Source organism: Stenotrophomonas sp. 28608_Sma (assembly GCF_056486185.1).
Genome location: NZ_CM151308.1, coordinates 4,477,876 through 4,500,213, shown reverse-complemented (window position 1 = coordinate 4,500,213; position 22,338 = coordinate 4,477,876). Strand labels below are relative to the sequence as shown.

Sequence of the window (22,338 nt, the reverse complement as noted above, 5' to 3'; positions counted from 1 at the left end):
CGGCAGCGACGGGGTGACAATGGTAGCCAATCACCCCGGCCAATGCCGCATGACCATGGTCATGCAACGCATTCGGTAGTGCCGGCCGCTGGCCGGCAACCTGCCGGAATCTGTGGGCGCGTGCCGTGTTGCCGGCCAGCGGCCGGCACTACCGTCAAACAATCAATGCACTTCGTCGTGATAGACGAACTTCGGCATTTCCCAGCGGTAGTGGATCGCCAGCAGGCGCAGCGCGAAGCCGCCGCCGAGGCAGCACAGGATCGCGGTGGCGTCGGCCACGCCCCAGTGCAGCAGCAACAGGTAGGCCGCGCCGGTCAGCAGCGCGATGATCGCGTACAGCTCCTTCTGGAAGATCAGCGGCACCTCGTTGCAGAGAATGTCGCGCAGCACGCCGCCGAACGCGCCGGTCAGCATGCCGGCGATCAGCACGATCGGCATGGCATGGCCGGCCTCGCGCGCGATCGAGCAGCCGATCAGGGTGAAGGCGATCAGGCCCAGGCCATCGAGCACCAGGAAGGTGCGGCGGAAGTGGTGCATCCAGCGCGCCACCCAGGTGGCGATCAGCGCCGCGCACACGGTGAAGCCCAGGTACTCGGGATGCTTCACCCAGCCCAGCGGGTAGTGGCCGAGCAGGATGTCGCGCAGCGAACCGCCCCCGAGGGCGGTGACGCAGGCGATCATGACCACCCCGAACAGGTCCATGCGGCGACGGCCGGCGGACAGCGCGCCGGTCATGGCTTCGGCGGAAATGGCGATCAGGTAGATGATGGACAGCAGCATGGGACAGGCTCCGGGCGCGGTGGGGCCGGCCATGCGCGACTACCGCCACTGCCTGCGCAATGACGGGATGACGATGACCGGTGCCGCTCCCGCTGTCCTTTTGCCTGAGAGTTCAGCGGCGTTGGCCGCGTGCCCCTTCGGCGGATCGTCCCGGGCGTGCCCGGTGACCTCTCTCCAGCTCGGCGAGTCGAATGCATGGTTGGTGGGATTCCAGCCCACCGGCCTGAGCGATCATGGGAGCCTGCGCCTTCGGCGGGCGCCAGCGCGGCGCCTCTCTCCTGCATTCGGGCGCCAGTATATCCGCTGCAGTGCAGCACGGCATAATCCGGGCATGGCCCCGTCCCTCCGCCCGTGGTTCCTGTACCTGCTCGAATGCCGCGATGGCAGCTACTACGCCGGCATCAGCACCGATGTGGAGGCGCGTTTCGCCGCCCACCAGGCCGGCAAGGGCGCGCGCTACACCCGGGCACGGCCGCCACTGCGCGTGCTGGCCGTGCGCGAGTACCCGGACCGGGCCGCCGCCTCGCGCGCCGAGTGGCAGCTCAAGCAGCAGCCGCGCGAACGCAAGCTGGCCTGGCTGCAGGCGCCGGTCCTGTAGATCCACGCCATGCGTGGATGGTGTGCTGGGCCATGCCATCATCGCCACATCCATCGACACAGGAAGCGGTCCGATGAAATCCTGCTGGATGCTGATGTTGACGTTCTGTATCACCCTGTCGGCCTGCGCCCAGACTCCGCCACCGCTGCAGCACGGGCAGATCGGCAGCGCCGCCGAACTGGCCGCACAGCGCGGCCCGGACACGCCCGAGCCCATCCACCTGCGCCGCGACCAGGTGCCGCCCGATCTGGTCGACCTGATCCCGCTGGCCGAAAAATGGGGCATCGGCGATGACCTGCTGCGCGATGAGATGCAGGAACATGCCACCGACGCGGAAAAGCGCGCGATAGCTGATGCGCTGAAGCATCGGCATGCGCGCATCTCCGCCTGGCTCGACAGTTTCCCGCAGGGCCAGCCGATGACCGACGAAGCGGCCGCGTTCCTGTACATGCAGCTGAGCGTCGACGAAATGGGCCTGATGCAGTAGATCCACGCCATGCGTGGATGCGGCTTGCCCATGCCATGATCGCCCCGCGCCCAGAGCTGGAGACCCGGATGTCCACGATTGCCCTGCTGTTCGCTCTTTCCGCAGCAACGAGCCCTGCCGCCGACCCGGCCACCATCGCGGCCATCGAAGCCACCTGCCACGATTACGTCGACGGCCAGCTGGAGGCCGACCCGCAGCGCGTCGCCCGCTCCCTGCACCCGGACCTGGCCAAGCGCGCGGTGCTCGGCGATACACCCGACGAACGCCTGGGCCTGCGCCGCATGTCGAAGGAAGAGCTGGTCGCGTTGACGAAGCAGGGCGCGCTGAAGACCCCGAAGGATCAATGGGACCGCCGCTGCACGGTGCTGGACGTGACCGGCAACGCCGCCTCGGTGCGGCTGGAAACCCCGTGGTTCGTCGACTACTTCCACATGGGCCGCTTCGACCAGCGCTGGGTCATCGTCAATGCACTGTGGTACCCGAAACCGAAGGCGCCGTAGAGCGATGCGTGCTGCCGGCAAAGCATGGATCTCCGTCGTCATGCTGGCCGCGGTCATCGCACTGCTGCCTGGCCTGCTGTACCGGCTCGGGCTGGCGCTGGTGGAAGGCCGGCCGAAGCCGGCGGACCGCGCACCCAGTGGTATGGCTGCGTGCAGCAGTGAGCAGCGCACGGGATTCCAGCCGATGAATCCATGGAGCTTCACGACGCGGTTCTTCGATCCTGAAGCGTTGAAGAAGGCGACTGACGTCGAGCGCGAAGCGTTCTGGGTTGCACGCCGCCACCTGATGCGGCAGCCAAGGCACGACATGCTGCGCTGGCATCTCAGCAGTACCGCACTGACAGTCTGGATCACCCGGCATTGGAGTAGCACGCAGATTGCCGATGCCGCGAGGAAGGAGGATTTCTGCCGCACCTGGTCGAAACGGCGGGTGCCGGGCGGCCCGATGAACCGGTAGATCCACGCCATGCGTGGATGGTGTTGACGGGGTCAGAGCCCTTTCCTGCGGAAAGGGATCCGACCGCGCAGCAGCCGGCCAGCGGCCGGCACTACCGTCGGGGTCGCCGGTCTTCCTGGTCATCACCAAAAATGATGCGCGCGCTGCGCTGGTAGCTCCAGTACGCCACGGCCCAGTTCAGCAGCACCACGATGCGGTTGCGGAAGCCGATCAGGAAGAACACGTGTGCGGCCAGCCAGAACCACCAGGCGAGGACGCCCGAGAGTTGCAGCCGGCCCAGGTGCACGATCGCGGCCATGCGGCCGATGGTGGCGAGGTTGCCGAAGTCGGCGTACTTGAACGGCCCCGGTGCGGCCTTGCCATGCAGACGCGCGCGGATCACCTCGGCCACGTACTTGCCCATCTGCTTGGCGGCGGGCGCAACGCCGGGTACCGGCTTGCCATTGGCCTGGTTCAGTGCGGCCAGGTCACCGGCCACGAACAGCTCGGGGTGCCCAGGCAGGGTGAGGTCGGGTTGCACCTGCACGCGTCCAGCGCGGTCCAGTGGCACCTCCAGGGTGCGCGCCAGCGGTGAAGCGGCCACACCGGCGGCCCACACCACAGTGCGGGCCGGTACGAACTGATCGCCGAGCTTGAAGCCCTGGCTGTCGATGTCGCTCACCGGGGTGCCGGTCAGCACTTCCACGCCCAGCTTTTCCAGCTGACGGCGCGCCTTCAGCGAAAGCACTTCCGGGAACGAAGACAACACGCGTGGGCCGGCCTCGACCAGCCGCACCTTGGCGCTGGCAGGATCGATGTGGCGGAACTCGTTGCGCAGCGTATGCCGCGCGATTTCTGCCAGGGTGCCGGCCAGCTCAACACCGGTAGGTCCACCGCCGACCACGGCGAAGCTCAGCCACGCCGCCTTCTTCGCCGGGTCCGGTTCGGCCTCGGCGCGCTCGAACGCCAGCAGCAGCTTGCGGCGCAGTGCGATGGCATCGTCCAGCGTCTTCAGCCCGGGCGCATCATCGGCCCATTGGTCGTTGCCGAAGTAGGCGTGGGTGGCGCCGGTAGCCAGCAGCAGGCTGTCGTAGTCCAGCGTGCTGCCATCGGCCATGCGGATCTGCCGGGCCTGCTTGTCGATGGTCACCACTTCGCCGAGGCGGACTTCCACATTGCGCTGGTGGCCGAGGATGTGGCGCAGCGGCGCGGCGATATCCGGCGCGGACAGGCCGGCGGTGGCCACCTGGTACAGCAGTGGCTGGAACAGATGGTGGTTGCGGCGGTCGACCAGGGTGATGCGTATGCGCTCGCGGGCCAGGGCACGGGTGGCCCAGAGGCCGGCAAAACCGCCGCCGACAACAACCAGGTGGGGAACGCGCTCGCGACTCATCGACTCACTCCAGTGGGGGCATTGGGGGAAGCGCCTGGCATCTTCGCACGATGGCGCCCTGTCACGTCAGCGCCCGCATGGATCGGCGATACTCGGGTTCAGGCAACCGCCCGTGAGGAGCCCATGAGCGAACCGGAAAAGCGCATCGCCCTGTTGATCGACGCCGACAATGCGCCGGCCTCGAAGATCGACGAGGTCCTGGCCGAAGTCGCCCGCTACGGTGTGGCCAACGTGCGCCGCGCCTATGGCAACTGGAAGAGCCCGCGGTTGAAGGGTTGGGAGGCCGTGCTGCACGAATATGCGATCCGCCCGATCCAGCAGTTCGCCTACAGCAAGGGCAAGAATGCCTCGGACATGGCGATGGTGATCGATGCCATGGACCTGCTGTACGCGCGCAATCTCGATGGCTTCGCCATCGTGTCCAGCGATGCCGATTTCACCCCGATGGTGATGCGCCTGCTGACCGATGGCGTGAAGGTGTATGGCTTCGGCGAGAAGAAAACCCCGGAGCCGTTCGTCAACGCGTGCTCGAAGTTCACCTATCTGGAAGCGCTGGGCCAGACCCATGCCAGCGTGCCGGATACCGAACAGGCGTCCAGCGAACAGGCATCGAACGAGCCTGTTGCCAACGACGATGCCCGGCCACGCAAGAGCGGTGCGGAAATGCGCAGCGATACGCGGCTGGTGAAGATGCTGCGCCGTGCGGTGTCCTCGGCCGAGGGCGAGGATGGCTGGTCGCATCTCGGCCCGGTCGGCAGCCAGATCGGCAACCAGGCGTCGTTCGACCCGCGCAACTACGGCTACGGCAAGCTCAGTGACCTGCTGGCGGCGATCGGCCTGTTCGAGCTTAAGAAGGATGGCAAGTCCTCCTACGTGCGCGCGCTGCCGAAGAAAAACCGGTAGTGCCGGCCGCTGGCCGGAAAGGAACCAGTAGTGCCGGCCGCTGGCCGGAAAGGAACCGGTAGTGCCGGCCGCTGGCCGGCAGCGCGCAGATGCCCGATTCCACATCCGCCACCCACACACCCACTCCGATCAGGCGTATCGTTGCCGCTCGCATTGCCAGCAAGGAAAAAACCCGCATGTTGAAGATCTGGGGCCGCCGCAATTCCAGCAACGTCCGCAAGGTGCTGTGGTGCGCCGAGGAAATCGGCCTGCCGTACGAATCCATCGAGGTTGGTGGCAGCCATGGCGGCACGCAGACGCCGGAGTACCTGGCGATGAATCCCAACAGCCTGGTGCCGGTGATCGAAGACCATGGCCTGCCGCTGTGGGAATCGAATGCCATCGTGCGCTATCTGAGTGCGCGCTACGCGCTGGGCACGCTGTACGCTGAAGACCCGATGGAACGCGCCCAGGCCGAGAAGTGGATGGACTGGAGCACCTCGCGGATGGCGCCGCTGTACACCGACCTGATCTGGGGCATCATGCGCACCGCCCCAGCTGACCGCGACGAAGCGCGCATCAATGCCGCCATCGTGCGTGCCGGTGACTACCTGGCGATGGCCGATGCCACGTTGGCCAGACAGCCGTGGCTGTCGGGCGAGACGTTCGCGATGGGTGACATCCCGCTGGGCTCGCTGATCTATGCCTGGTTCGAACTGCCCATCCAGCGCCCGGAACTGCCGCACCTGGCCGACTGGTACGCCCGCCTGCGCGAACGCCCGGCCTACCAGCGCGGCGTGATGTCGCCGCTGACCTGAGGGGTAGCGCCGGGCCATGCCCGGCGAGCGTGGTATGCGGAGGACTGCCGGGCATGGCCCGGCGGTAGCGTTCGTCTGCCTCAATACAGATCCGTCGGGTCCATACGGACCGACGGTAGAGTCGAGCTTGCTCGACTGTTTCTGGCGCACGGCAGTCGAGCAAGCTCGACTCTACGCAGCATTGGGCAGCGCCCTCAATACAGATCCGTCGGATCCACATCCAGCGACCAGCGCACTTTGCGTGCCTCCGGCAGCGCATACAGCTGCGGTACCAACTGCCCGAGCACGCTGTGCAATGGCGGCCGCTGCAGGGCAGACAGCAACAGCTGGGTGCGCTGGTAGCCGGCACGCCGCGGCATTGGCGCCGGCATCGGCCCGTAGGCCTCGACCACATTCTGTTCCCCCAGCAGTTGCCGCGCCGCCAGCAGGAACGCATTGGCATGCTCGACCTGCTGTGCCTCGGCGCGCATCAGTGCCAGATGCGCGAACGGCGGGAATCCGGCGGCCTGGCGCTGGTTCAACTCGGCCTGCGCGAACGGGTGGTAGCCACCGCTCACCAGGGTTTCCAGCAGCGGATGCCCGGGGTGATGGGTCTGCAGCCAGACCTCACCAGGATCACGCGCGCGTCCCGCACGGCCGGCCACTTGGATCAACTGCTGCGCCAGTTTCTCGCTGGCGCGGAAGTCCGCGGAGAACAAACCTTCGTCGATGCCCACCACCACCACCAATGTCAGCTTCGGCAGGTCGTGGCCCTTGGCCAGGATCTGCGTGCCGACCAAGATGCCGGGTTGGTCGCCCAGCCTCGCCAGCTGCTGTTCCAGTGCGTCGCGTCGTGAGGTGGTGCCGCGGTCGATGCGCACCACCGGAAAATCGGCGAAGGCGGCGGTGAGGTGCTCTTCCAGGCGTTCAGTACCGATGCCCTGTGGCTGCAGCGCCAGGCTGCCGCAGGCCGGGCATGCCAGCGGCGCCGGTTGCCGCGCACCGCAGTGGTGGCATTGCAGGCGACGGCCGCCACCATGCACGGTCATCGGCGCATCGCAGCGCTGGCACGGCGCGGTCCATCCGCAGTCGTGGCACAGCAGCACCGGTGCGTAGCCACGGCGGTTCTTGAACACCAGCACCTGCTGGCCACGCTGCAGGTGCTCGCCGATGCCGGCCAGAACATCGGCCGAGAGGCCATCGTGCAATGGCCGTTTGCGCACATCAAGGATGCGCACGCGCGGTGGTCGTGCATCGCCGGCACGCTGCTTCAGGCGCAGGTGGGTGTAGCGCCCGGCATAGGCGTTGTGCAGGGTTTCCAGCGAGGGCGTGGCACTGCCGAGCAGCACGGGAATGCCGAGCGCCTTGGCGCGCACCAGGGCGAAATCGCGCGCGTGGTAGCGGATGCCGTCCTGCTGCTTGTAGCTGCCGTCATGTTCCTCGTCGATGATCAGCAGACCGGCCTGCGGCAGCGGCGTGAACACTGCCGAGCGGGTGCCGACAATGACCCGTGCTTCACCACGTGAGGCGGCTGCCCAGACGCGAGCGCGCTCGTTATCGTTCAAGCCCGAATGCAGCGCATGCACGGCGATGCCGAGGCGGCCGCGGAAGCGTGCCAGGGTCTGCGGAGTCAGGCCGATTTCCGGCACCAGCACCAGCGCCTGCCTGCCCTGTGCCAGGCAATGGATGATCGCCTGCAGGTAGACCTCGGTCTTGCCGCTGCCGGTCACGCCATCCAGCAGGAAAGGCTGGAAGCCGTCGGCGGCGTTGATCGCAGTCACGGCCGCGGCCTGGTCCGGGTTGAGCGTGGGCCCGGGCAGCGGCTGCGCATGCTGCGGTGCCACCGTCATCGCCACGCGCTCGGCCAGTGCACGCTTGGCCAGACTGCGTGCGGCGGTGCGCCAGTCCTCCATGCGTTCGCCCAGTACGTCTTCATCCACCACGGCCTCGGCCAGCAGTTCGGCCAGCTGCCGCGGGCGGCTGCCGGCGCGCAGCTTCCCGCGCTGGGCATGGCCTTCGGGTGTCAGTTGCCAGCCCCAGTGATGGGTGTCGGGCAGGGCCTCGCCGTGGCGCAGCGGGCCGGGCAGGGCGGTGCTGAGTACTTCGCCCAACGGCGCGTGGGTGTAGCGCGCCAGCCACTGCAGGCTCTGCCACAGCTCACCCTGCAGCAGCGGCTGCGGGTCGCACCAAGCCAACGCCTGGCGGAGTCCCTGGCCGTCGTCGGTCTGGCCGTGTCCCACCACCACACCGACCAGCTCACGGTTGCCGAACGGCACCTTCAGGCGGCAGCCGACCGCAACCGTGGGGGCCACGCCCTCCGGCGACAGGTAGTCGAACAGGCGGGGCAGGGGGACGGGCAGGGCGACCTGCAGGGTCGGAATCGGTGAAAGCATCGGGCCAGTGTACCGGGCCATGCGCGCGCGAATGGCGGAGTGGGCGGCGGCGGGGCGGGGTCCGTTGAATCATAAATGTCACCTAAATATCGGTGTCCATTGGAGATTCAGTCTTATCCACATGTTCTGTGGATAACGCTGTGCGTTACCGGTCGGCGGGCGCGCAGGAGGCCGATGGCGACGGCCTCACGCTCGGGTTGGTCAAAAAATCGCCATACTTTAAAATACATCAGAATCAATTACTTAAGTGTGAAACAATGCTGAAACAGAGTGAATTCAGCTGGATGCCACAGTTTCCTGCGCAGGCAGCGTGGTGCTGTGCACAACCTGCAGCACGAAGTGCCTGTGGGCGCAAGTCCTACGGGCGCCGATGGCCTGCCGCTATCATGCGGGCAGACCTTTGGAGTGATCGATGACGGCTGTGCCCGCCCCTGTTTCCTCGACCGCGGCCGGTGCGCTGTCGGCGTTCCTGCGAGGTGTTGAACGCCGCGCCCTGGTGGTGGCTGAACTGCAGTGCGGCGATGCTGCCCGGGCCGAACAGACCCTGGTGGCGGTGATGCGCGCGTTTGCGGCGGTCGCCAGTGACCTGCCGATGGCGCAGTGGCCGACCCGCTTCTGGACCCTGCTGGGCCAGCGCCAGGCGCTGCGTGAGCCGGTGGGCGGCCAGTGGGAGCCGCCGCTTGCCGCCTTGGGCCAGATGGGACCGTTGCCGCGCCTGGCGCTGTTGCTACGGGTGGGCGGCAGCCTGGATGAAGGTATCGCCACGCGCGTGCTCGACCAGGACGAAGCCGGCTACCAGCAGCTGCTGGCCGATGCCTGCCCGCGTGACGCGCACGGCCAGCCCGACGCCTCGGCCTGGCGCCAGCTGGCCGAACAGGTGCAGCTGCGCATCCGCGATCTGCCCGTCAAACGCCTGCAGCAGCTGCAACAGCCGGCCGCACCGACGAGCAGCAGTGAAGCGCCGACCTCCAGCTGGCGCACCCCGCAGCGCGACGAGCGGGCTGCAGCCACTGGCAAGCGCCGCCGCGCCAATGCCAAGCCGCGCTGGCGCGGTCCGTTGATCCTGCTGGTGACCGTGGCGGTGCTGTTGGCCGCAGCGCTGGGGTGGCGCTACTGGCAGGGGCATTCCTTCGGCAGTGATGCACCGCTGCCGGAGGGTGTGGTCGGCGAAGCCGGTCCGGTGACGGTGGAAGCCCTGCCACCAAGCAAGGTCAACGCCACCCCGGATGCGACCACGCCCCAGGCCACGGACGACGCCACGATGCTGGCCGACCGCGACTATCCGCTCGTGGCCGATGCCGATCTGTATGCATGGACCGCCGCGGGCGGCCCGCTGCCGGTGGACGAGTCGCAATCCAAGCCGAGCCGGCCGGAGCCGGCCAGCGCCACGCTGGAAACCGCTGCTGCCGATGAATAAGACCGTATTCGCCAGCCTGCTGCTGGCCCTGCCGTTGTCGCTGTCCGCCGCGCCGCAGACCTTGAACGTGCCGCTGCCGCCGCCAGTGCCGGGCAGTTCACCGGCGGCCCCGGCCACCACAGGTACGACGCCCGCTGCGTTCGCCCAGCTCGATGCCCAGCAGCAGCGCCAGCGCCGCGCCGACTACGCCGCATGGCGGGCATTGCCGGAGGGCGAGCGTGAGCGGATCCGTCAGGCCGCTGCGCGATTCAATGCGTTGCCGGCCGACCAGCAGCAGCGCCTGCGCCAGCAGTTCCAGGCGCAGGACCAGGCCTTCCGCGAAGGCTGGCGGCTGGGCCCGCAGCTGGGCCTGGAGTTCCCCAAGCTGCACGGCCTGTTCGGCTTCGTGCCGCCGGAACAGCGCGAGGCCGCGCTGGCCGTGCTGCGCCAGCTCAGCCCGGCGCAGCTGGCCCAACTGACCCTGGTGGCACAGCGCACGCCACCGCAGGAGCGCGACAAGGTCCGCGGCGCGTTCCTCGCGGTGCCGCCGGCCGAGCGCGATACCTGGCTCAAGCGCCAGGCTGGGCAGTAGAAAGAAAAGGGGACGGAGGGGATTAAGTCGTATTAGGCACAGTCGGGCTTGAAACGACTTAATCCCCTCCGTCCCCTTTTTCTGTTCGTAACGTGATCGCAACGCGTGATGCCGGGGCCTGCCGGAACCCAGCATTCACGCCATGTCATGGGAATGCGCGCGCTGCACGCGTAAGATGGCGGCCCGCAACCCGGTGCCTGTGCCCTTCGCGCGCAACCGTAGTTCGCGTCAAGCACCTTATGTCTACTGCAACCTCCACGCCGCGCTTCAGCAAGGAAGTCGGCGCTACCGGTCTGCTCGCCCTGCCGCTTGTGCTCGGGCATGTGTCCACCGGTCTGATCTCCTTCGTCGACAACGTCATTGCCGGCCACCACGCCACGGCGACCCTGGCCGCGGTGACCATCGGCACCGCCCTGCTGTGGCTGCCGATGCTGATCCCGATCGGCACCCTGATCTCACTCACCGCCTCGGTGTCGCAGCTGCATGGCGCTGGCCGCGAGCGCGAGATCGGCCCGCTGTTCCGCCAGGCACTGTGGCTGGCGCTGGGCCTGGGCCTGATCATGTTCACCTTCCTCACCGTGGTGCCGCCGCTGCTGCCTGCGTTCGGCATCGCGCCGGACATCGTGCCGGGGGCCACCGCGTTCCTGCATGCGGTGCGCTGGGGCGGACCTGCGCTGACCCTGTACTTCTGCATGCGCTATCTCAGCGAGGGCATGCACTGGACGCTGCCGACCATGCTGCTCGGCTTCGGTGGCCTGCTGGTGCTGGCACCGATGGGCTACGTGCTGGCCAACGGCAAGCTCGGCTTCCCGGAAATGGGCGCCGAGGGCCTGGGCATCGCTTCGGCGGTGATGATGTGGCTGCAGGCGATCGCCTTCGCCACCTACCTGTGGTTCACCAAGCGCTTTGCCCACCTGCAGCTGTTCTCGCACTTCGAAGGACCGCGCTGGAAGGCGATCTGGGACCTGCTGCGCACCGGCCTGCCGATCGGCATCACCGTGCTGATGGAAGGCGGCCTGTTCATCGTCACCGCGCTGCTGATCGGCCGTCTTGGTGCCAATGAAGCGGCCGCGCACCAGATCGCGATCAACGTCGCCCAGCTGTGCTTCATGATCCCGATGGGCGTGGCCGAGGCCACCACCGTGCGCGTCGGCCATGCGGTCGGTCGTGGCGATGGCTTCGGTGTGCGGCGCGCGGCCTGGGCCGGCTACGCGATCATCATGGGTACGCAGACGTTGTCGGCAGCGGTGCTGCTGTTCGGCCATGACGCCATCGTCGGTGTCTACACCAACGACCTGGCGGTGGCCGGCCTGGCCTCCACCCTGCTGCTGTACGCGGCCACCTTCCAGTTCCCGGATGGCATCCAGGTGCTGTCGGCGGGCGCGCTGCGCGGCCTGAAGGACACCCGCGTGCCGATGTTCATCGCCATGTTCGCGTACTGGGGCCTGGGCATGCCGCTCGGCGCCGGGCTCGGCCTGGGCCTGGGCATGGGCCCGCAGGGCATGTGGATCGGCCTGATCGTCGGCCTGACCGCCGCCGCCATCCTGATGGGCTGGCGCCTGCGTCGCAGCAGCCTGCGCATCGGCCAATCGATGTTGTCCTGATCGTCCCGCCCGCCCTGCCGACCCATGGCGGGCGATCCCCTGACTTGTGTCCGATGCCGCATCACACGGCACCGGCTATGCTGGCACCACGGCAAGAAGCCATCCGGAGCGTTCCATGAATCAACCCGTGCCCCCGCTGCCCCCGGCGCGTCGCAACCCCGTCGCCAGTTTCTTCATCGGGCTGTGGGACGTCATGAACTTCACCCGCCGGTTGATCCTCAACCTGGTGTTCTTCGGCCTGCTGTTCCTGCTGCTGGTGATGTTCGTCATCGCCGCCGGCATGGGCGCCGGTGCCAGCAAATCGCTGCAGGACCGCACTACCCTGGTGATCGCGCCGGAAGGCCGCCTGGTCGAGCAGTTCAGCGCTGACCCGGTCAGCCGCGCGCTGGCCAAGGCGGTGGGCGACAACGGTGCCGAAGAGATCCAGCTGCGCGACCTGCTGCGGGTGATCGAGTCGGCCAAGGAAGACAAGAAGATCGAGCGCGTGGTGCTGGAGCTGGACAAGCTGCAGCCGTCGGGCTTCGCTTCGCTGCGTGAAGTGGCCGCGGCACTGCAGGACCTGCGTGCGTCCGGCAAGCAGCTGGTGGCCTACAGCGAGAGCATGGGCCAGTCGCAGTACCTGCTGGCCGCACAGGCCGACGAGGTCTACCTGGACCCGATGGGGTCGGTGGTGCTCGAGGGCCTGGGCCGCTATCGCCAGTACTTCCGCACCGGCCTGCAGGACAAGCTGGGTGTGGACGTGCACCTGTTCAAGGTGGGCGAGTACAAGTCCGCCGCCGAACCCTACGTGCTCGACGCCGCTTCGCCGGCCTCCAAGGAAGCCGACCTGTTCTGGATGAACGACGTGTGGCAGCGCTACCTGGGCGACATCGCCAAGGCCCGCCGCCTGGATCCGGCACAGCTGGCCGCCGGCATCGACACGCTGCCGGAAGGCATCGCCGCTGCCGGTGGTGACCTGGCCAAGTTCGCCCTGCAGCAGAAGCTGGTGACGTCGCTGAAGACCCGCGAGGAATTCGAGGATCTGATGATCGAGCGCGGCGTGGCTGACGACGATGCCGACGGTGGTTTCCGCAACATCGACTTCGGCTCCTACCTGGGCCAGCTCGATGCGCGCCGCAACCCGGTCGACAGCCGTCCGCAGGTGGCGGTGGTGGTGGCCGCCGGCGAGATCAGCGGTGGCGACCTGCCGGCCGGCCGCATCGGTGGCGAATCGACCTCGGCGCTGCTGCGTGCCGCGCGTGACGACGAGAACGTGAAGGCCGTGGTGCTGCGCGTGGATTCGCCGGGTGGTGAAGTGTTCGCCTCCGAGCAGATCCGCCGCGAAGTGGTGGCCCTGCAGGCCGCCGGCAAGCCGGTGGTGGTGTCGATGGGCGACCTGGCCGCCTCCGGTGGCTACTGGATCAGCATGAATGCCGATCGCATCTATGCCGATCCGTCGACCATCACCGGTTCGATCGGCATCTTCGGCATGGTGCCGAACTTCAGCCGCGCGCTGGACAAGATCGGCGTGCACACCGACGGTGTCGGCACCACCCGTTTCGCCGGTGCGTTCGATGTCACCCGCCCGATGGATCCGGCCGTGGGCCAGGTCATCCAGTCGGTGATCAACAAGGGTTACGCCGACTTCACCGGCCGCGTCGCCGACGCCCGCAAGAAGCCGGTCGAGGCCGTCGACGAAGTGGCCCGTGGACGCGTGTGGAGCGGTGCGCAGGCCAAGGAACGTGGCCTGGTCGATGCCTTCGGTGGCCTGAAGGATGCGGTGGCCGATGCCGCCAGCCGCGCCAAGCTGGGCAAGGCTGATGCCTACCGCGTGCGTTACATCGAGAAGGCGGCAACGCCGTTCGCGCAGTTCGTCAGCGGTTTCGCCGGCAGCCGTGCAGGTGCCTGGATGCTGTCCGACTCGGGCATGGCGCGGATGGTGCTGGCGCGCACGATGCCCGAAGTGGATACGCAGCTGCGCTTTGTCGAGAACGCGGCCCGCGAGAAGGGCAACGGCACGCCGGTGAAGGCGTTGGCGTACTGCTTCTGCGGGTTCTGATCGGACGCCATCCACGCACGGCGTGGATCTACTGGAAGCGCCCGGCCTCGGCCGGGCGTTTTCGTCTGCGGGGTTACTGCGTCGCGTCGGCCTCGGCCTTGCGCTCACGCGCGGCGGCATCGTCCACGGTCTTCTGCACGCCCTTGGCGCGGTCCAGCGGTTCGTTGATTGCGCGCGACATCGCCCGGGGCACCGGTGGCTTTTCCGGGTTCGGCGCCGGTGGGCGCTGGCAGCCCGCCAGCAGTACGGTGGCCAGCAGGGGCGTGGACAGGATCAGGATGCGCATGGCGGCACTCCGTGATGGGCGTGCGGGCAGTGTCGCATCCTCGGCAGGGGGCGGCCGTGAGCGCGTATCCTTGCCGCATCGAAACACAGCGGGCGCGGCCCGGGAGAACACATGACCCAGCAACGGTGGCGCCTGGACGGCCAGACCGCCCTGATCACCGGCGCCAGCGCCGGCATCGGCCTGGCCATCGCGCATGAACTGGCTGGCTTCGGCGCCGATCTGATGATCGTCGGCCGTGATATCGACATGCTGGAGACCGCGCGCGACGAACTGCTGGACGTGTATCCGCAGATGCAGGTGCATGCGCTGGCCGCCGATGTCTCCGACGACGAGGACCGCCGCCAGATCCTGGACTGGGTGGAGGACCATAGCGATGGCCTGCACATCCTGGTCAACAACGCCGGCGGCAACGTCACCAAGGCGGCCACGGAGTATTCCGAGGACGAATGGCGGAAGATCTTCGAGACCAACCTGTTCTCGGCCTTCGAGCTGTCGCGCTATGCACATCCGTTGCTGGCACGCCACGCGTCGTCATCCATCGTCAACGTCGGCAGCGTGTCCGGCCTGACCCATGTGCGCAGCGGCGTGGTCTACGGCATGACCAAGGCGGCGATGCACCAGATGACCCGCAACCTGGCCGTCGAGTGGGCAGAGGATGGCATCCGGGTCAACGCGGTGGCGCCGTGGTACATCCGCACGCGGCGCACGTCCGGTCCGTTGGCGGACCCGGACTACTACGAGGAAGTGATCAACCGCACGCCGATGCGTCGTATCGGCGAGCCGGAGGAAGTGGCCGCAGCCGTGGGCTTCCTGTGCCTGCCTGCGGCCAGCTATGTGACCGGCGAGTGCATCGCGGTGGACGGCGGTTTCCTGCGCTACGGGTTCTGATCTTTCAGCAGGTAGTGCCGGCCGCTGGCCGGCAACTGCAATCATCTGCAGATCCTGTGGTTGCCGGCCAGCGGCCGGCACTACCGGTAGCTGTCACCCCGGTACCGGGCAGTTGCTGGCCTCCAGCACACCCTGCAGCCGCTCGCGTTCACCGCGCGCGGTATCGCGGTTCTCCGGCGCGGCGAAGCGCTCACGGCCGCGGGCATCGCGGAAGCGCTGCTGCCAACCACCGCAGCGCTGCGCTTCGGGAAGCGCTTCGCAGTGGTCGCGCACCACTTCACAGCTGGCGGCATTCACCGGCGTCACTCCGCCAAGGCCCTGTACCGTCATCAGCTCGCAGCGGCCGGGCGCGGCTTCGTACTCGTACAGGTAGCCGCCGCCCTGGCTGTCGGTGCACTGGAAGATCGGAGGAAGCGGCGGCTTCGGTGGACCGTCACCTGCGGCGGCGCGGGCCTCGGCATCGCGGCGCAGCGTCGCGCTGTCGAGGATCTGGTCGTCTCCTGCGTGTTCGACCATGCCTGCTTCCATGATCGTGCGTCCTTCGTCCGCGCGTCGTGATTCTGCTGGGGCCGCAGGGGCAACGCCCGGTCCGGCCGGCACCGGCGCGGGTGTTTCAACGGGCGCGGATGCAGGTTCGGCGGCTACAGGCGCAGCGGCGGCCGGCTGCGAGTTGGCCGGGTCGGGGATGCGCAGCACCTGCTGCTTGCTGCCGGTGGCGCACGGCGTGCGCTGCAGGGTAGGGACGTCACTGCTGCTGGAGGTACAGCGGTAGATCACGCCCTCTTCGGCCAACGCGCTTCCGGGCAGCAGCACCAGGAGCAGCCAGATCACTCGGTTCATGCGCACAGCGTACAGGCTGCGACGGCGTGCTGCGCTCAGCGTTCGCAATCGCGCGACAGGCGCGCATCGATACCGCGCTGTTCGTTGCTGATGGCGGTGCGTTCACTCTGCAGCGCGCTGTTGTAACGGCGATCCAGCTCCCAGCGGCGGTCACTCAGCCGTGCGCAGACTTCCTGTGGTGGCAACGCATGGCAGCTGTCGCGGACCAGCACGCTGCCGGCCGGCACCTGCACGTCCATGCCGATCGAGGGGCGGCGATAACCCGTGCCTTCGCCGATCGGCGTGCCGATGGCCGGGCGTGGTCCGGGATAGGCTGGACCACGATGGCCGTGCGGCAGCCAGACACTGGTCCACAGCGGCACCCAGCGCGGATTGCCTTCGTTGTTGTCGCTGGTATAGCGCCGTCCGTCCTCGCTCACGCACTCGTACATCGGCTGCGGCGGCTGGATGTAGACGTGGCGGACTTCGCGCTCGCGGATGACCGGGGTTTCGCTGGGCGGCGGAGGCGTGGCATCACTGCGCACCACCCGTGGAGCGGGATCGCGCGGGCGCTGCAGGTCGCGCACCTGCTGGCGGCCGCTGTTGCACGGCCTGTCCTGCAGGGCGACGGCACCGTTGCTGGCAACGCAGCGGTAGACACGCACGTCCTCGGCCGCGGGTGCCGTCCACGGCAGCAGCAGACACAGGCTCAAGGTGGCGCGCAGCAGGGTCATGGCGGCAGGGTGCGTGATTGTCCGCAGCAGCGCAATCGCCGGCTCAGGAGCGCAGCACGTTGCCGCTGAGCGCGTCGCGGATCGGGGTGGGCTGGGCCAGGCCGCCGGTCTGCCCATCGAGGATGCCGTCGAGCAGGCGCAGCAGGCGCGGGTCCAGTTCTTCGCGGCTGCGTGCCGGTGGTTCGCCGGCCAGGTTGGCGCTGGTGGAGACCAGCGGGCCGCCCCAGGCGCGGCAGAGTTCGGCCACCAGCGGGTGCGCGCTGATGCGCACCGCGATACCGCTGTGTTCGCCGGTGACCCAGGGCTGCGCGCGCGGGCCGGCAGGCAGGATCCAGGTGTTGGCACCGGGCCAGCTGGCCAGCACCGCGCGCTGGCGGGCGTCGGGCAGCGCCTGCAGCCGCACCCAGCCTTCCAGCTGCGCCAGTTCGGCCGCGACCAGGATCATGCCTTTCTCGATCGGGCGCTGCTTCAGCCGCAGCACCATGTGCACCGCAGCTTCGTGCGAGGGATCACAGCCCAGGCCCCAGACCGCTTCGGTCGGGTAGGCGATCACGCCGCCCGCGCGGAGCGTGGCGACAGCAGAGTCCAGGGTGAGTTCTTTCATGGCGGCGACCGGCCCGGCGTGGGCCTTCATTATCCCCCTGCCGCGTGCAGAAGGGGTGGACCCTGGCACCCGGTAGTGCCGGCCGTTGGCCGGCATCTGATGCATCTGGGGTTGCCGGCCAGCGGCCGGCACTACCCCTCATCCACGCATGGCGTGGATCTACTTCTTTGCAGCGGCCTTCTTCGCCGGGGCTTTCTTCGCAGCAGCCTTCTTCACCGCTTTCTTTGCCGGGGCCTTCTTGGCAGGCGCTTTCTTCGCAGCGGCCTTCTTCGGCGCCGCTTCCTTCTTCACCGCCGCCTTCTTTGCCGGGGCCTTCTTCGCGGCAGCCTTCTTGGCGCCGAAGCCCTTGCGCACCGGCTTGCCGGTTTCTTCCATCAGCTGCTGCACTTCGGCCAGGGTCAGCGAGGCCGGTTCGCGATCCTTGGGGATCTTGCCGTTCATCTTGCCGTCGCTGATATACGGGCCGAAACGGCCGTTCAGCACCTGGATGTCGCTGCCCTCGAACTCCTTGATGATCCGGTTGCGCGCGATCTCTTCCTTCTCTTCGATCAGGAACACGGCGCGGGCCAGGTCGATGGTGTACGGGTCGTCTTCCTTCTTCAGCGAGGCATAGGTGCTGCCGCGCTTGGCGAACGGACCGAAGCGACCGATGCCGACGCTGACCGGTTCGCCCTTGTCCTCACCCAGCGCGCGCGGCATCAGGAACAGCTCCAGCGCGTCTTCCAGGGAGATGGTGTGCATCGACTGGCCGGGGCGCAGCGAGGCGAACTTCGGCTTCTCCTCGGCGTCCTCGGCGGTGCTGCCGATGGCAGCGTAAGGCCCGAAGCGGCCGAGGCGTACGCTGACCGGCTTGCCGGTCTTCGGGTCGGTGCCGAGCTCGCGCGCGCCACTGGCCTCGGCACGGTCGACCGATTCCTTCTTGTCTTCCACCAGCTCCTTGAACGGCTCCCAGAAGCGGGCCATCAGCGGGATCCACTCTTCTTCGCCACGCGAGACGGCGTCGAGCTCGTCTTCCAGCTTGGCGGTGAAGTCGTAGTCCACGTACCGGGTGAAATGGCTGGACAGGAACTTGGACACCGCGCGGCCCACATCGGATGGGCGGAAGCTGCGGCCTTCCATTTCCACGTACTTGCGGAACAGCAGGGTCTGGATGATCGAGGCGTAGGTCGAGGGACGGCCGATGCCGTACTCTTCCAGCGCCTTCACCAGCGCCGCTTCGGTGTAGCGCGGCGGCGGCTGCGTGAAATGCTGTTCGGCCTGGATGCGTTCCAGCGGCACGCGGTCGCCGGGCTTCATCGCCGGCAGCTTGCGGCCTTCGTCCTCGTCCTCGGCGCTCTTGTTGTCCTTGCCTTCTTCGTACACGGCCAGGAAGCCGGGCACCACCACGGTGGTGCCGCTGGCGCGGAACACGTGTTCGCTGCCGGCGGACAGATCGACGCTGACGGTGTTGAGGGTGGCCGGAATCATCTGGCAGGCCACCGCACGCTTCCAGATCAGCTCGTACAGCTTGCGCTCGTCATCGGTCAGGTAGCGCGCCACCTGTGCAGGCGTGCGCAGCGCCGAGGTCGGGCGCACCGCTTCGTGCGCTTCCTGGGCGTTCTTCGACTTGGTCTGGTAGGTGTTCGGCTGGTCCGGCAGCGAGGCGATGCCGTAGTCGCGGGCGATCACGTCGCGGATCTCGGCCAGCGCGTCCTGCGACAGGTTCACCGAGTCGGTACGCATGTACGAGATCAGGCCGACGGTGCCTTCGTCACCGATCGCCACGCCTTCATACAGCTTCTGCGCGACCTGCATGGTCTTGCGGGTGGTGAAGCCGAGCTTGCGCGAGGCTTCCTGCTGCAGGGTGGAGGTGGTGAACGGCGGCGCCGGGCGGCGCTTGCGCTCCTTGCTGGCCACATCGGTGACATGCAGCGAGCCCTGCGCGGCCTGCTGGATGCGCAGGCGGGCGGCCTCGGCGGTGTCGCCGTCGGTGATGGTGAACTGTTCGAACTTCTGCCCGTCGAGCTTGATCAGCTTGGCGTTGAAGTGCTGCGACGGGTGCGCGCACTCGGCGGCGATCGACCAGTATTCGCGGGCGATGAAGGCTTCGATCTCTTCCTCGCGCTCGACGATCATGCGCAGCGCCGGGCTCTGCACGCGGCCGGCGGACAGGCCGCGCTGGACCTTGCGCCACAGCACCGGCGACAGGTTGAAACCGACCAGGTAATCCAGCGCGCGGCGCGCCTGCTGGGCGTCGACCAGGTCGCTGGCGATCGCGCGCGGCTGGCTGATCGCTTCCTTGATGGCGCGCGGGGTGATCTCGGTGAACACCACGCGCTGCATCGGCTTGTCCTTGACCAGCCCGCGTTCCTTCAGGATTTCGGCGATGTGCCAGCTGATCGCTTCACCCTCGCGATCCGGGTCGGTCGCCAGCAGGATGTCGTCGGCGCCCTTGGCGGCCTTGGCGATCGCATCGACATGCTTTTCGTTCTTGTCGATCACGTCGTAGTGCATGGCGAACCCGTTGTCCGGGTCGACTGCGCCTTCCTTCGGGATCAGGTCGCGCACGTGCCCATACGAGGCCAGGACCGTGTAGTCCTTGCCGAGGTATTTGTTGATCGTCTTGGCCTTGGCCGGCGATTCGACGATGAGCAGGTGCTTGGGCATGTCAGGAAAGGTCTGTGGGCGGACCGGGGGAGAGGGGCCGCTAGGGTGGAGCAAACGGCCGCATTAGTGAAGCGGCCACGGGCAAATCCATAAACTGAACGCCCGGTAATGTGCCGGGCGTTCAGGTTTCACCTTATTAGAGGAATCACGCCCGGCCAGCCCATGTCAAGCAGCCAGGCGTGAGGATGGCCGTTCATGAGGCCATCTTGGCGATGAAGCCAACCGCGAACACCATGAGCGCAAGGCCCACCAGCGACAGCAGGCCGGTCAGTACGAGCACCAGCACGGTCACCGTGCCCAGCTCCCGGCGCTGCAGTTGCGGCTGGTCGGTGTAGGCCCAGCGGTCGACCACCAGGGTGTCGCAGATCATGTCGTGCAGGCCCTGCTTGCGCTCGGTGAAGGCGGCCATCAGGAAACCGATGCCGAGGGTGAAGGTGCTGAGCACCGCGGCCCAGTAGCGACCAAATGCGCGGGCCTTGGTCAGGCGCTCGCCATTGCTGCGCACGACCTTGATGCCGACCGCCATCTTGCCCAGCGTGGCACCGCCCTGCGAGGCATGGAACCAGGTGTAGTACGCCATGCCGATGGCCAGGTTGATCAGGGCACTGGCCAGCTGGGCCACGATTTCGATGGCCGATTCGCCGCTGCCCACCGCACCCATGCTGGCACCAAGCACCACACCGAGGATGGCGCCGATGATGCCGCCGGGGATGGCCAGCACGAAGTAGTCGATCATGTAGGCCGCCACGCGCTTCCAGAAGCCCGCGTAGACCACTTCGCCGCCCATCACCGGCTGGGCATGGCCGCCGCCGCCGAGCGCCGCAGGGGCGCTGTAGGGCGAACTGCTGAGGGCGCCGGTGCCAGGCAGTGGCGCCGTACCGTTGTCGATCGCGGCATAGTCGCCACGCAGGTCGAAGCCGCCACTGCCGGTGGCCGTGCTGGCGTCGGCCAGTGTCTGCAGTCCCAGTTCGTCGACCACCTGGCGCAGCGCAGCCCACTGCGCCATGCCTTCGCGCCAGACCAGGGTGTCCAGGTTCAGCTGGCCGCGCTGGAAGCGCTGGCGGATCTCCTGGACCGGCAGCGGGCCCTGGCGTTGCTGTCCTTCGGCGTAGTACCACTCAGTCATTGCATGTTCCCTGTTGAATCATCCTTGGAGGTGCTGGCGTGCGCGTGGCTCAGCCGCGGCACGTCGGCGGCAGGTACTTGTCGTTGCTTTCGCCACTGCATTCCCAGCGGCCGCTGTCGCGATCGTATTCCAGCCACAGCAGGTCGCCATCAAGGCTCTTGCCGGGCAACGCCAGGGTGGCTTCGATGCCGCAGTGGCCATTGTTGAAGCGACCGATGTTCACCGCCGACAGCCCTGCATGGGCGAAGTCACCCGGGGCCGGGAAGCCGGCGTCGTTGGCACCGGGGCAACGGCCTTCGTCATCGGCGAAATGCTGCACCTGGTCCTTCAACGGCTGCAGCGCGGTCACTGCGCCGGCGACCTTGGCGCGCACGGTGTAGTCGTTGTAGGCGGGCAGCGCGATGGCAGCCAGGATGGCCACGATCGGGACCAGCACCAGCAGCAGGCCGCCGCCGATGATGGCGGTCAGGGCGCAGCCGGACAGCTTCTTCTTCGGCGCCGGCAGGGCGGTGGCCGATGCACTGGTGGTGTAGGGCGTGGACGGCGGCAGTACCGGCGGCTGCGGCGGAGGCGGTGCCACCGGTTCCGGATCGGGCTCGGGTTCCACCGGCGGTGCGGCAGCGTCCAGCGCCGGCACGATCAGGCCGAGTTCGTCGACCACGGTGCGCAACGGCTGCCATTGCGGCAGGCCGTCGCGCCAGACCAGGGTGTCCAGGGAGATCTGGTTGTTGCGGAACAACTCGACCAACTGTTCCGCCGGCAGCGGACCCTGCTGCCGGTTGCCTTCTGCATGGAACCACTCGCTCACGGGGACGCTCCTGAATGCGCTATGCCCCCAAGTGTACGGTCAGTGCAGGGGTTCTGGCTCGTCCATGAACATCTGCGTCTCCATCCAGGCATACGCCGCCTCGGAGCCGGGCTGGTTGAACAGCACCATCAGCACGACCCACTTCAGGTCGTCCAGGTCCAGTTCGTCCTGGTCCAGGGCCATGGCCCGGTCCAGCACCAGCTCGCGCTGGTCGGCGTCGAGGATGCCGTGCTGTTCCAGGTACAGCAGGAAACCACGGCATTCCACGTCCAGCTTGTCCAGCTCGGGGCCGTGGTAGACGCGCACGGGGCCATCGACCCGTGCCTGGGCCACGCTCGGCCGCTGCGCGGCCAGGGCATCGAGCCAGTCGAATGCCTTGTTGATCTCGGTTGGGCTGAAACCGGCCTGGATCAGGCCGTTCTGAAGCGAATCGCGGTCACGGATCAGGTCCGCATCTTCGCTGAAATAGTGTTCAAACAGGTACAGCAGTACGTCCAGGATGCTCTCTTTCATTGCCCCTCGGCCTGCGTC

At 67.6% G+C, this 22,338-nt stretch carries 21 protein-coding genes, 1 pseudogene and 2 riboswitches; of the genes and pseudogenes, 11 read left to right on the top strand and 11 right to left on the bottom strand.

Translation table 11 applies throughout. From position 1 onward, the window contains the following. Positions 1-162: 162 nt before the first annotated feature. On the bottom strand, positions 163-780 hold the full coding sequence (locus ACZLHH_RS21255) for a trimeric intracellular cation channel family protein (RefSeq protein WP_005411215.1): 618 nt from the start codon (positions 778-780) through the stop codon (positions 163-165). An 84-nt stretch (positions 781-864) separates the two neighbouring features. Beyond that, positions 865-968, bottom strand: a riboswitch (glycine riboswitch). Positions 969-981: 13 nt separating this feature from the next. Next, positions 982-1,071: riboswitch (glycine riboswitch) on the bottom strand. A 40-nt stretch (positions 1,072-1,111) separates the two neighbouring features. Here ACZLHH_RS21255 and ACZLHH_RS21250 point away from each other — a divergent pair. The 4 genes from ACZLHH_RS21250 (at position 1,112) to ACZLHH_RS21235 (ending at position 2,822) form a co-directional block, all read left to right on the top strand. Continuing rightward, on the top strand, positions 1,112-1,378 hold the full coding sequence (locus tag ACZLHH_RS21250) for a GIY-YIG nuclease family protein (RefSeq protein ID WP_049452937.1): 267 nt from the start codon (positions 1,112-1,114) through the stop codon (positions 1,376-1,378). Between the two features lie 94 nt (positions 1,379-1,472). Then, a complete protein-coding gene (locus ACZLHH_RS21245) occupies positions 1,473-1,865 on the top strand; it encodes a hypothetical protein (protein WP_240792093.1) in 393 nt (130 codons plus the stop codon). Positions 1,866-1,933: 68 nt separating this feature from the next. Then, positions 1,934-2,365 (top strand): nuclear transport factor 2 family protein, encoded by a 432-nt coding sequence (locus tag ACZLHH_RS21240; protein ID WP_180845071.1) that lies wholly within the window; start codon positions 1,934-1,936, stop codon positions 2,363-2,365. Positions 2,366-2,369: 4 nt separating this feature from the next. After that, positions 2,370-2,822 (top strand): hypothetical protein, encoded by a 453-nt coding sequence (locus ACZLHH_RS21235; RefSeq protein WP_071227869.1) that lies wholly within the window; start codon positions 2,370-2,372, stop codon positions 2,820-2,822. 91 nt (positions 2,823-2,913) lie between these two features. Here ACZLHH_RS21235 and ACZLHH_RS21230 read toward each other — a convergent pair whose 3' ends face one another. Then, positions 2,914-4,194 (bottom strand): NAD(P)/FAD-dependent oxidoreductase, encoded by a 1,281-nt coding sequence (locus tag ACZLHH_RS21230; RefSeq protein ID WP_071227868.1) that lies wholly within the window; start codon positions 4,192-4,194, stop codon positions 2,914-2,916. A 123-nt stretch (positions 4,195-4,317) separates the two neighbouring features. Here ACZLHH_RS21230 and ACZLHH_RS21225 point away from each other — a divergent pair. Both ACZLHH_RS21225 and ACZLHH_RS21220 read left to right on the top strand, forming a co-directional pair. Further along, positions 4,318-5,094: pseudogene (locus ACZLHH_RS21225) on the top strand (NYN domain-containing protein); the annotation flags it as partial. 179 nt (positions 5,095-5,273) lie between these two features. Next, the gene (locus ACZLHH_RS21220; RefSeq protein ID WP_032129683.1) at positions 5,274-5,894 is read left to right on the top strand and encodes a glutathione S-transferase family protein; all 621 of its coding nucleotides are present in this window, start codon (positions 5,274-5,276) and stop codon (positions 5,892-5,894) included. A 194-nt stretch (positions 5,895-6,088) separates the two neighbouring features. Here ACZLHH_RS21220 and ACZLHH_RS21215 read toward each other — a convergent pair whose 3' ends face one another. Next, positions 6,089-8,266, bottom strand: coding sequence for a primosomal protein N' (locus ACZLHH_RS21215; protein ID WP_180845072.1), 2,178 nt, complete (start codon positions 8,264-8,266; stop codon positions 6,089-6,091). Between the two features lie 412 nt (positions 8,267-8,678). On the opposite strand from ACZLHH_RS21215, the gene ACZLHH_RS21210 reads away from it, so the two are divergent. From ACZLHH_RS21210 to sppA, 4 genes are all read left to right on the top strand, one after another. Further along, on the top strand, positions 8,679-9,683 hold the full coding sequence (locus tag ACZLHH_RS21210) for a hypothetical protein (RefSeq protein WP_180845073.1): 1,005 nt from the start codon (positions 8,679-8,681) through the stop codon (positions 9,681-9,683). After that, entirely contained in the window at positions 9,676-10,254 is a 579-nt protein-coding gene (locus ACZLHH_RS21205; RefSeq protein WP_049423404.1) for a DUF3106 domain-containing protein, read from the top strand. The genes ACZLHH_RS21210 and ACZLHH_RS21205 overlap by 8 nt, the downstream gene beginning before the upstream one ends. 239 nt (positions 10,255-10,493) lie before the next feature. Further along, positions 10,494-11,858: an MATE family efflux transporter gene (locus tag ACZLHH_RS21200; protein ID WP_032129679.1), complete on the top strand. Its 1,365-nt coding sequence runs from the start codon at positions 10,494-10,496 to the stop codon at positions 11,856-11,858. Between the two features lie 115 nt (positions 11,859-11,973). After that, the gene (gene sppA, locus ACZLHH_RS21195; RefSeq protein ID WP_049400998.1) at positions 11,974-13,896 is read left to right on the top strand and encodes a signal peptide peptidase SppA; all 1,923 of its coding nucleotides are present in this window, start codon (positions 11,974-11,976) and stop codon (positions 13,894-13,896) included. A 73-nt stretch (positions 13,897-13,969) separates the two neighbouring features. On the opposite strand, the gene ACZLHH_RS21190 is transcribed toward sppA, so the two are convergent. Continuing rightward, a complete protein-coding gene (locus tag ACZLHH_RS21190) occupies positions 13,970-14,182 on the bottom strand; it encodes a hypothetical protein (protein WP_164080711.1) in 213 nt (70 codons plus the stop codon). A gap of 111 nt (positions 14,183-14,293) precedes the next feature. On the opposite strand from ACZLHH_RS21190, the gene ACZLHH_RS21185 reads away from it, so the two are divergent. Continuing rightward, positions 14,294-15,070, top strand: a complete 777-nt coding sequence (locus tag ACZLHH_RS21185) for an SDR family oxidoreductase (protein ID WP_010481164.1) — start codon at positions 14,294-14,296, stop codon at positions 15,068-15,070. Between the two features lie 93 nt (positions 15,071-15,163). Here ACZLHH_RS21185 and ACZLHH_RS21180 read toward each other — a convergent pair whose 3' ends face one another. The 7 genes from ACZLHH_RS21180 to ACZLHH_RS21150 form a co-directional block, all read right to left on the bottom strand. Next, positions 15,164-15,910, bottom strand: a complete 747-nt coding sequence (locus ACZLHH_RS21180) for a hypothetical protein (protein WP_071227862.1) — start codon at positions 15,908-15,910, stop codon at positions 15,164-15,166. A 35-nt stretch (positions 15,911-15,945) separates the two neighbouring features. Beyond that, positions 15,946-16,623 carry a DUF4124 domain-containing protein gene (locus ACZLHH_RS21175; RefSeq protein ID WP_049401000.1) on the bottom strand — a complete coding sequence of 226 codons (678 nt, stop codon included), beginning with the start codon at positions 16,621-16,623 and terminating at the stop codon, positions 15,946-15,948. A 43-nt stretch (positions 16,624-16,666) separates the two neighbouring features. Beyond that, a complete protein-coding gene (tsaC, locus tag ACZLHH_RS21170) occupies positions 16,667-17,257 on the bottom strand; it encodes an L-threonylcarbamoyladenylate synthase type 1 TsaC (protein WP_019338925.1) in 591 nt (196 codons plus the stop codon). 129 nt (positions 17,258-17,386) lie between these two features. Beyond that, on the bottom strand, positions 17,387-19,873 hold the full coding sequence (locus ACZLHH_RS21165) for a DNA topoisomerase I (RefSeq protein ID WP_032129673.1): 2,487 nt from the start codon (positions 19,871-19,873) through the stop codon (positions 17,387-17,389). A gap of 193 nt (positions 19,874-20,066) precedes the next feature. After that, positions 20,067-20,999 carry an RDD family protein gene (locus ACZLHH_RS21160; protein ID WP_132810846.1) on the bottom strand — a complete coding sequence of 311 codons (933 nt, stop codon included), beginning with the start codon at positions 20,997-20,999 and terminating at the stop codon, positions 20,067-20,069. A gap of 49 nt (positions 21,000-21,048) precedes the next feature. Further along, complete coding sequence (locus tag ACZLHH_RS21155; RefSeq protein ID WP_049423390.1) at positions 21,049-21,807, bottom strand: pilin; 759 nt, start codon at positions 21,805-21,807, stop codon at positions 21,049-21,051. Between the two features lie 39 nt (positions 21,808-21,846). Next, complete coding sequence (locus tag ACZLHH_RS21150) at positions 21,847-22,320, bottom strand: DUF494 family protein (protein WP_005411195.1); 474 nt, start codon at positions 22,318-22,320, stop codon at positions 21,847-21,849. Between the last annotated feature and the right edge of the window lie 18 nt (positions 22,321-22,338).

Coding starts and splice junctions, on each gene's coding strand:
- ACZLHH_RS21255 (WP_005411215.1), bottom strand. CDS start 780: ATGCTGCTGTCCATCATCTACCTGATCGCCATTTCCGCCGAAGCCATG.
- ACZLHH_RS21250 (WP_049452937.1), top strand. CDS start 1,112: ATGGCCCCGTCCCTCCGCCCGTGGTTCCTGTACCTGCTCGAATGCCGC.
- ACZLHH_RS21245 (WP_240792093.1), top strand. CDS start 1,473: ATGTTGACGTTCTGTATCACCCTGTCGGCCTGCGCCCAGACTCCGCCA.
- ACZLHH_RS21240 (WP_180845071.1), top strand. CDS start 1,934: ATGTCCACGATTGCCCTGCTGTTCGCTCTTTCCGCAGCAACGAGCCCT.
- ACZLHH_RS21235 (WP_071227869.1), top strand. CDS start 2,370: ATGCGTGCTGCCGGCAAAGCATGGATCTCCGTCGTCATGCTGGCCGCG.
- ACZLHH_RS21230 (WP_071227868.1), bottom strand. CDS start 4,194: ATGAGTCGCGAGCGCGTTCCCCACCTGGTTGTTGTCGGCGGCGGTTTT.
- ACZLHH_RS21220 (WP_032129683.1), top strand. CDS start 5,274: ATGTTGAAGATCTGGGGCCGCCGCAATTCCAGCAACGTCCGCAAGGTG.
- ACZLHH_RS21215 (WP_180845072.1), bottom strand. CDS start 8,266: ATGCTTTCACCGATTCCGACCCTGCAGGTCGCCCTGCCCGTCCCCCTG.
- ACZLHH_RS21210 (WP_180845073.1), top strand. CDS start 8,679: ATGACGGCTGTGCCCGCCCCTGTTTCCTCGACCGCGGCCGGTGCGCTG.
- ACZLHH_RS21205 (WP_049423404.1), top strand. CDS start 9,676: ATGAATAAGACCGTATTCGCCAGCCTGCTGCTGGCCCTGCCGTTGTCG.
- ACZLHH_RS21200 (WP_032129679.1), top strand. CDS start 10,494: ATGTCTACTGCAACCTCCACGCCGCGCTTCAGCAAGGAAGTCGGCGCT.
- sppA (WP_049400998.1), top strand. CDS start 11,974: ATGAATCAACCCGTGCCCCCGCTGCCCCCGGCGCGTCGCAACCCCGTC.
- ACZLHH_RS21190 (WP_164080711.1), bottom strand. CDS start 14,182: ATGCGCATCCTGATCCTGTCCACGCCCCTGCTGGCCACCGTACTGCTG.
- ACZLHH_RS21185 (WP_010481164.1), top strand. CDS start 14,294: ATGACCCAGCAACGGTGGCGCCTGGACGGCCAGACCGCCCTGATCACC.
- ACZLHH_RS21180 (WP_071227862.1), bottom strand. CDS start 15,910: ATGAACCGAGTGATCTGGCTGCTCCTGGTGCTGCTGCCCGGAAGCGCG.
- ACZLHH_RS21175 (WP_049401000.1), bottom strand. CDS start 16,623: ATGACCCTGCTGCGCGCCACCTTGAGCCTGTGTCTGCTGCTGCCGTGG.
- tsaC (WP_019338925.1), bottom strand. CDS start 17,257: ATGAAGGCCCACGCCGGGCCGGTCGCCGCCATGAAAGAACTCACCCTG.
- ACZLHH_RS21165 (WP_032129673.1), bottom strand. CDS start 19,873: ATGCCCAAGCACCTGCTCATCGTCGAATCGCCGGCCAAGGCCAAGACG.
- ACZLHH_RS21160 (WP_132810846.1), bottom strand. CDS start 20,999: ATGACTGAGTGGTACTACGCCGAAGGACAGCAACGCCAGGGCCCGCTG.
- ACZLHH_RS21150 (WP_005411195.1), bottom strand. CDS start 22,320: ATGAAAGAGAGCATCCTGGACGTACTGCTGTACCTGTTTGAACACTAT.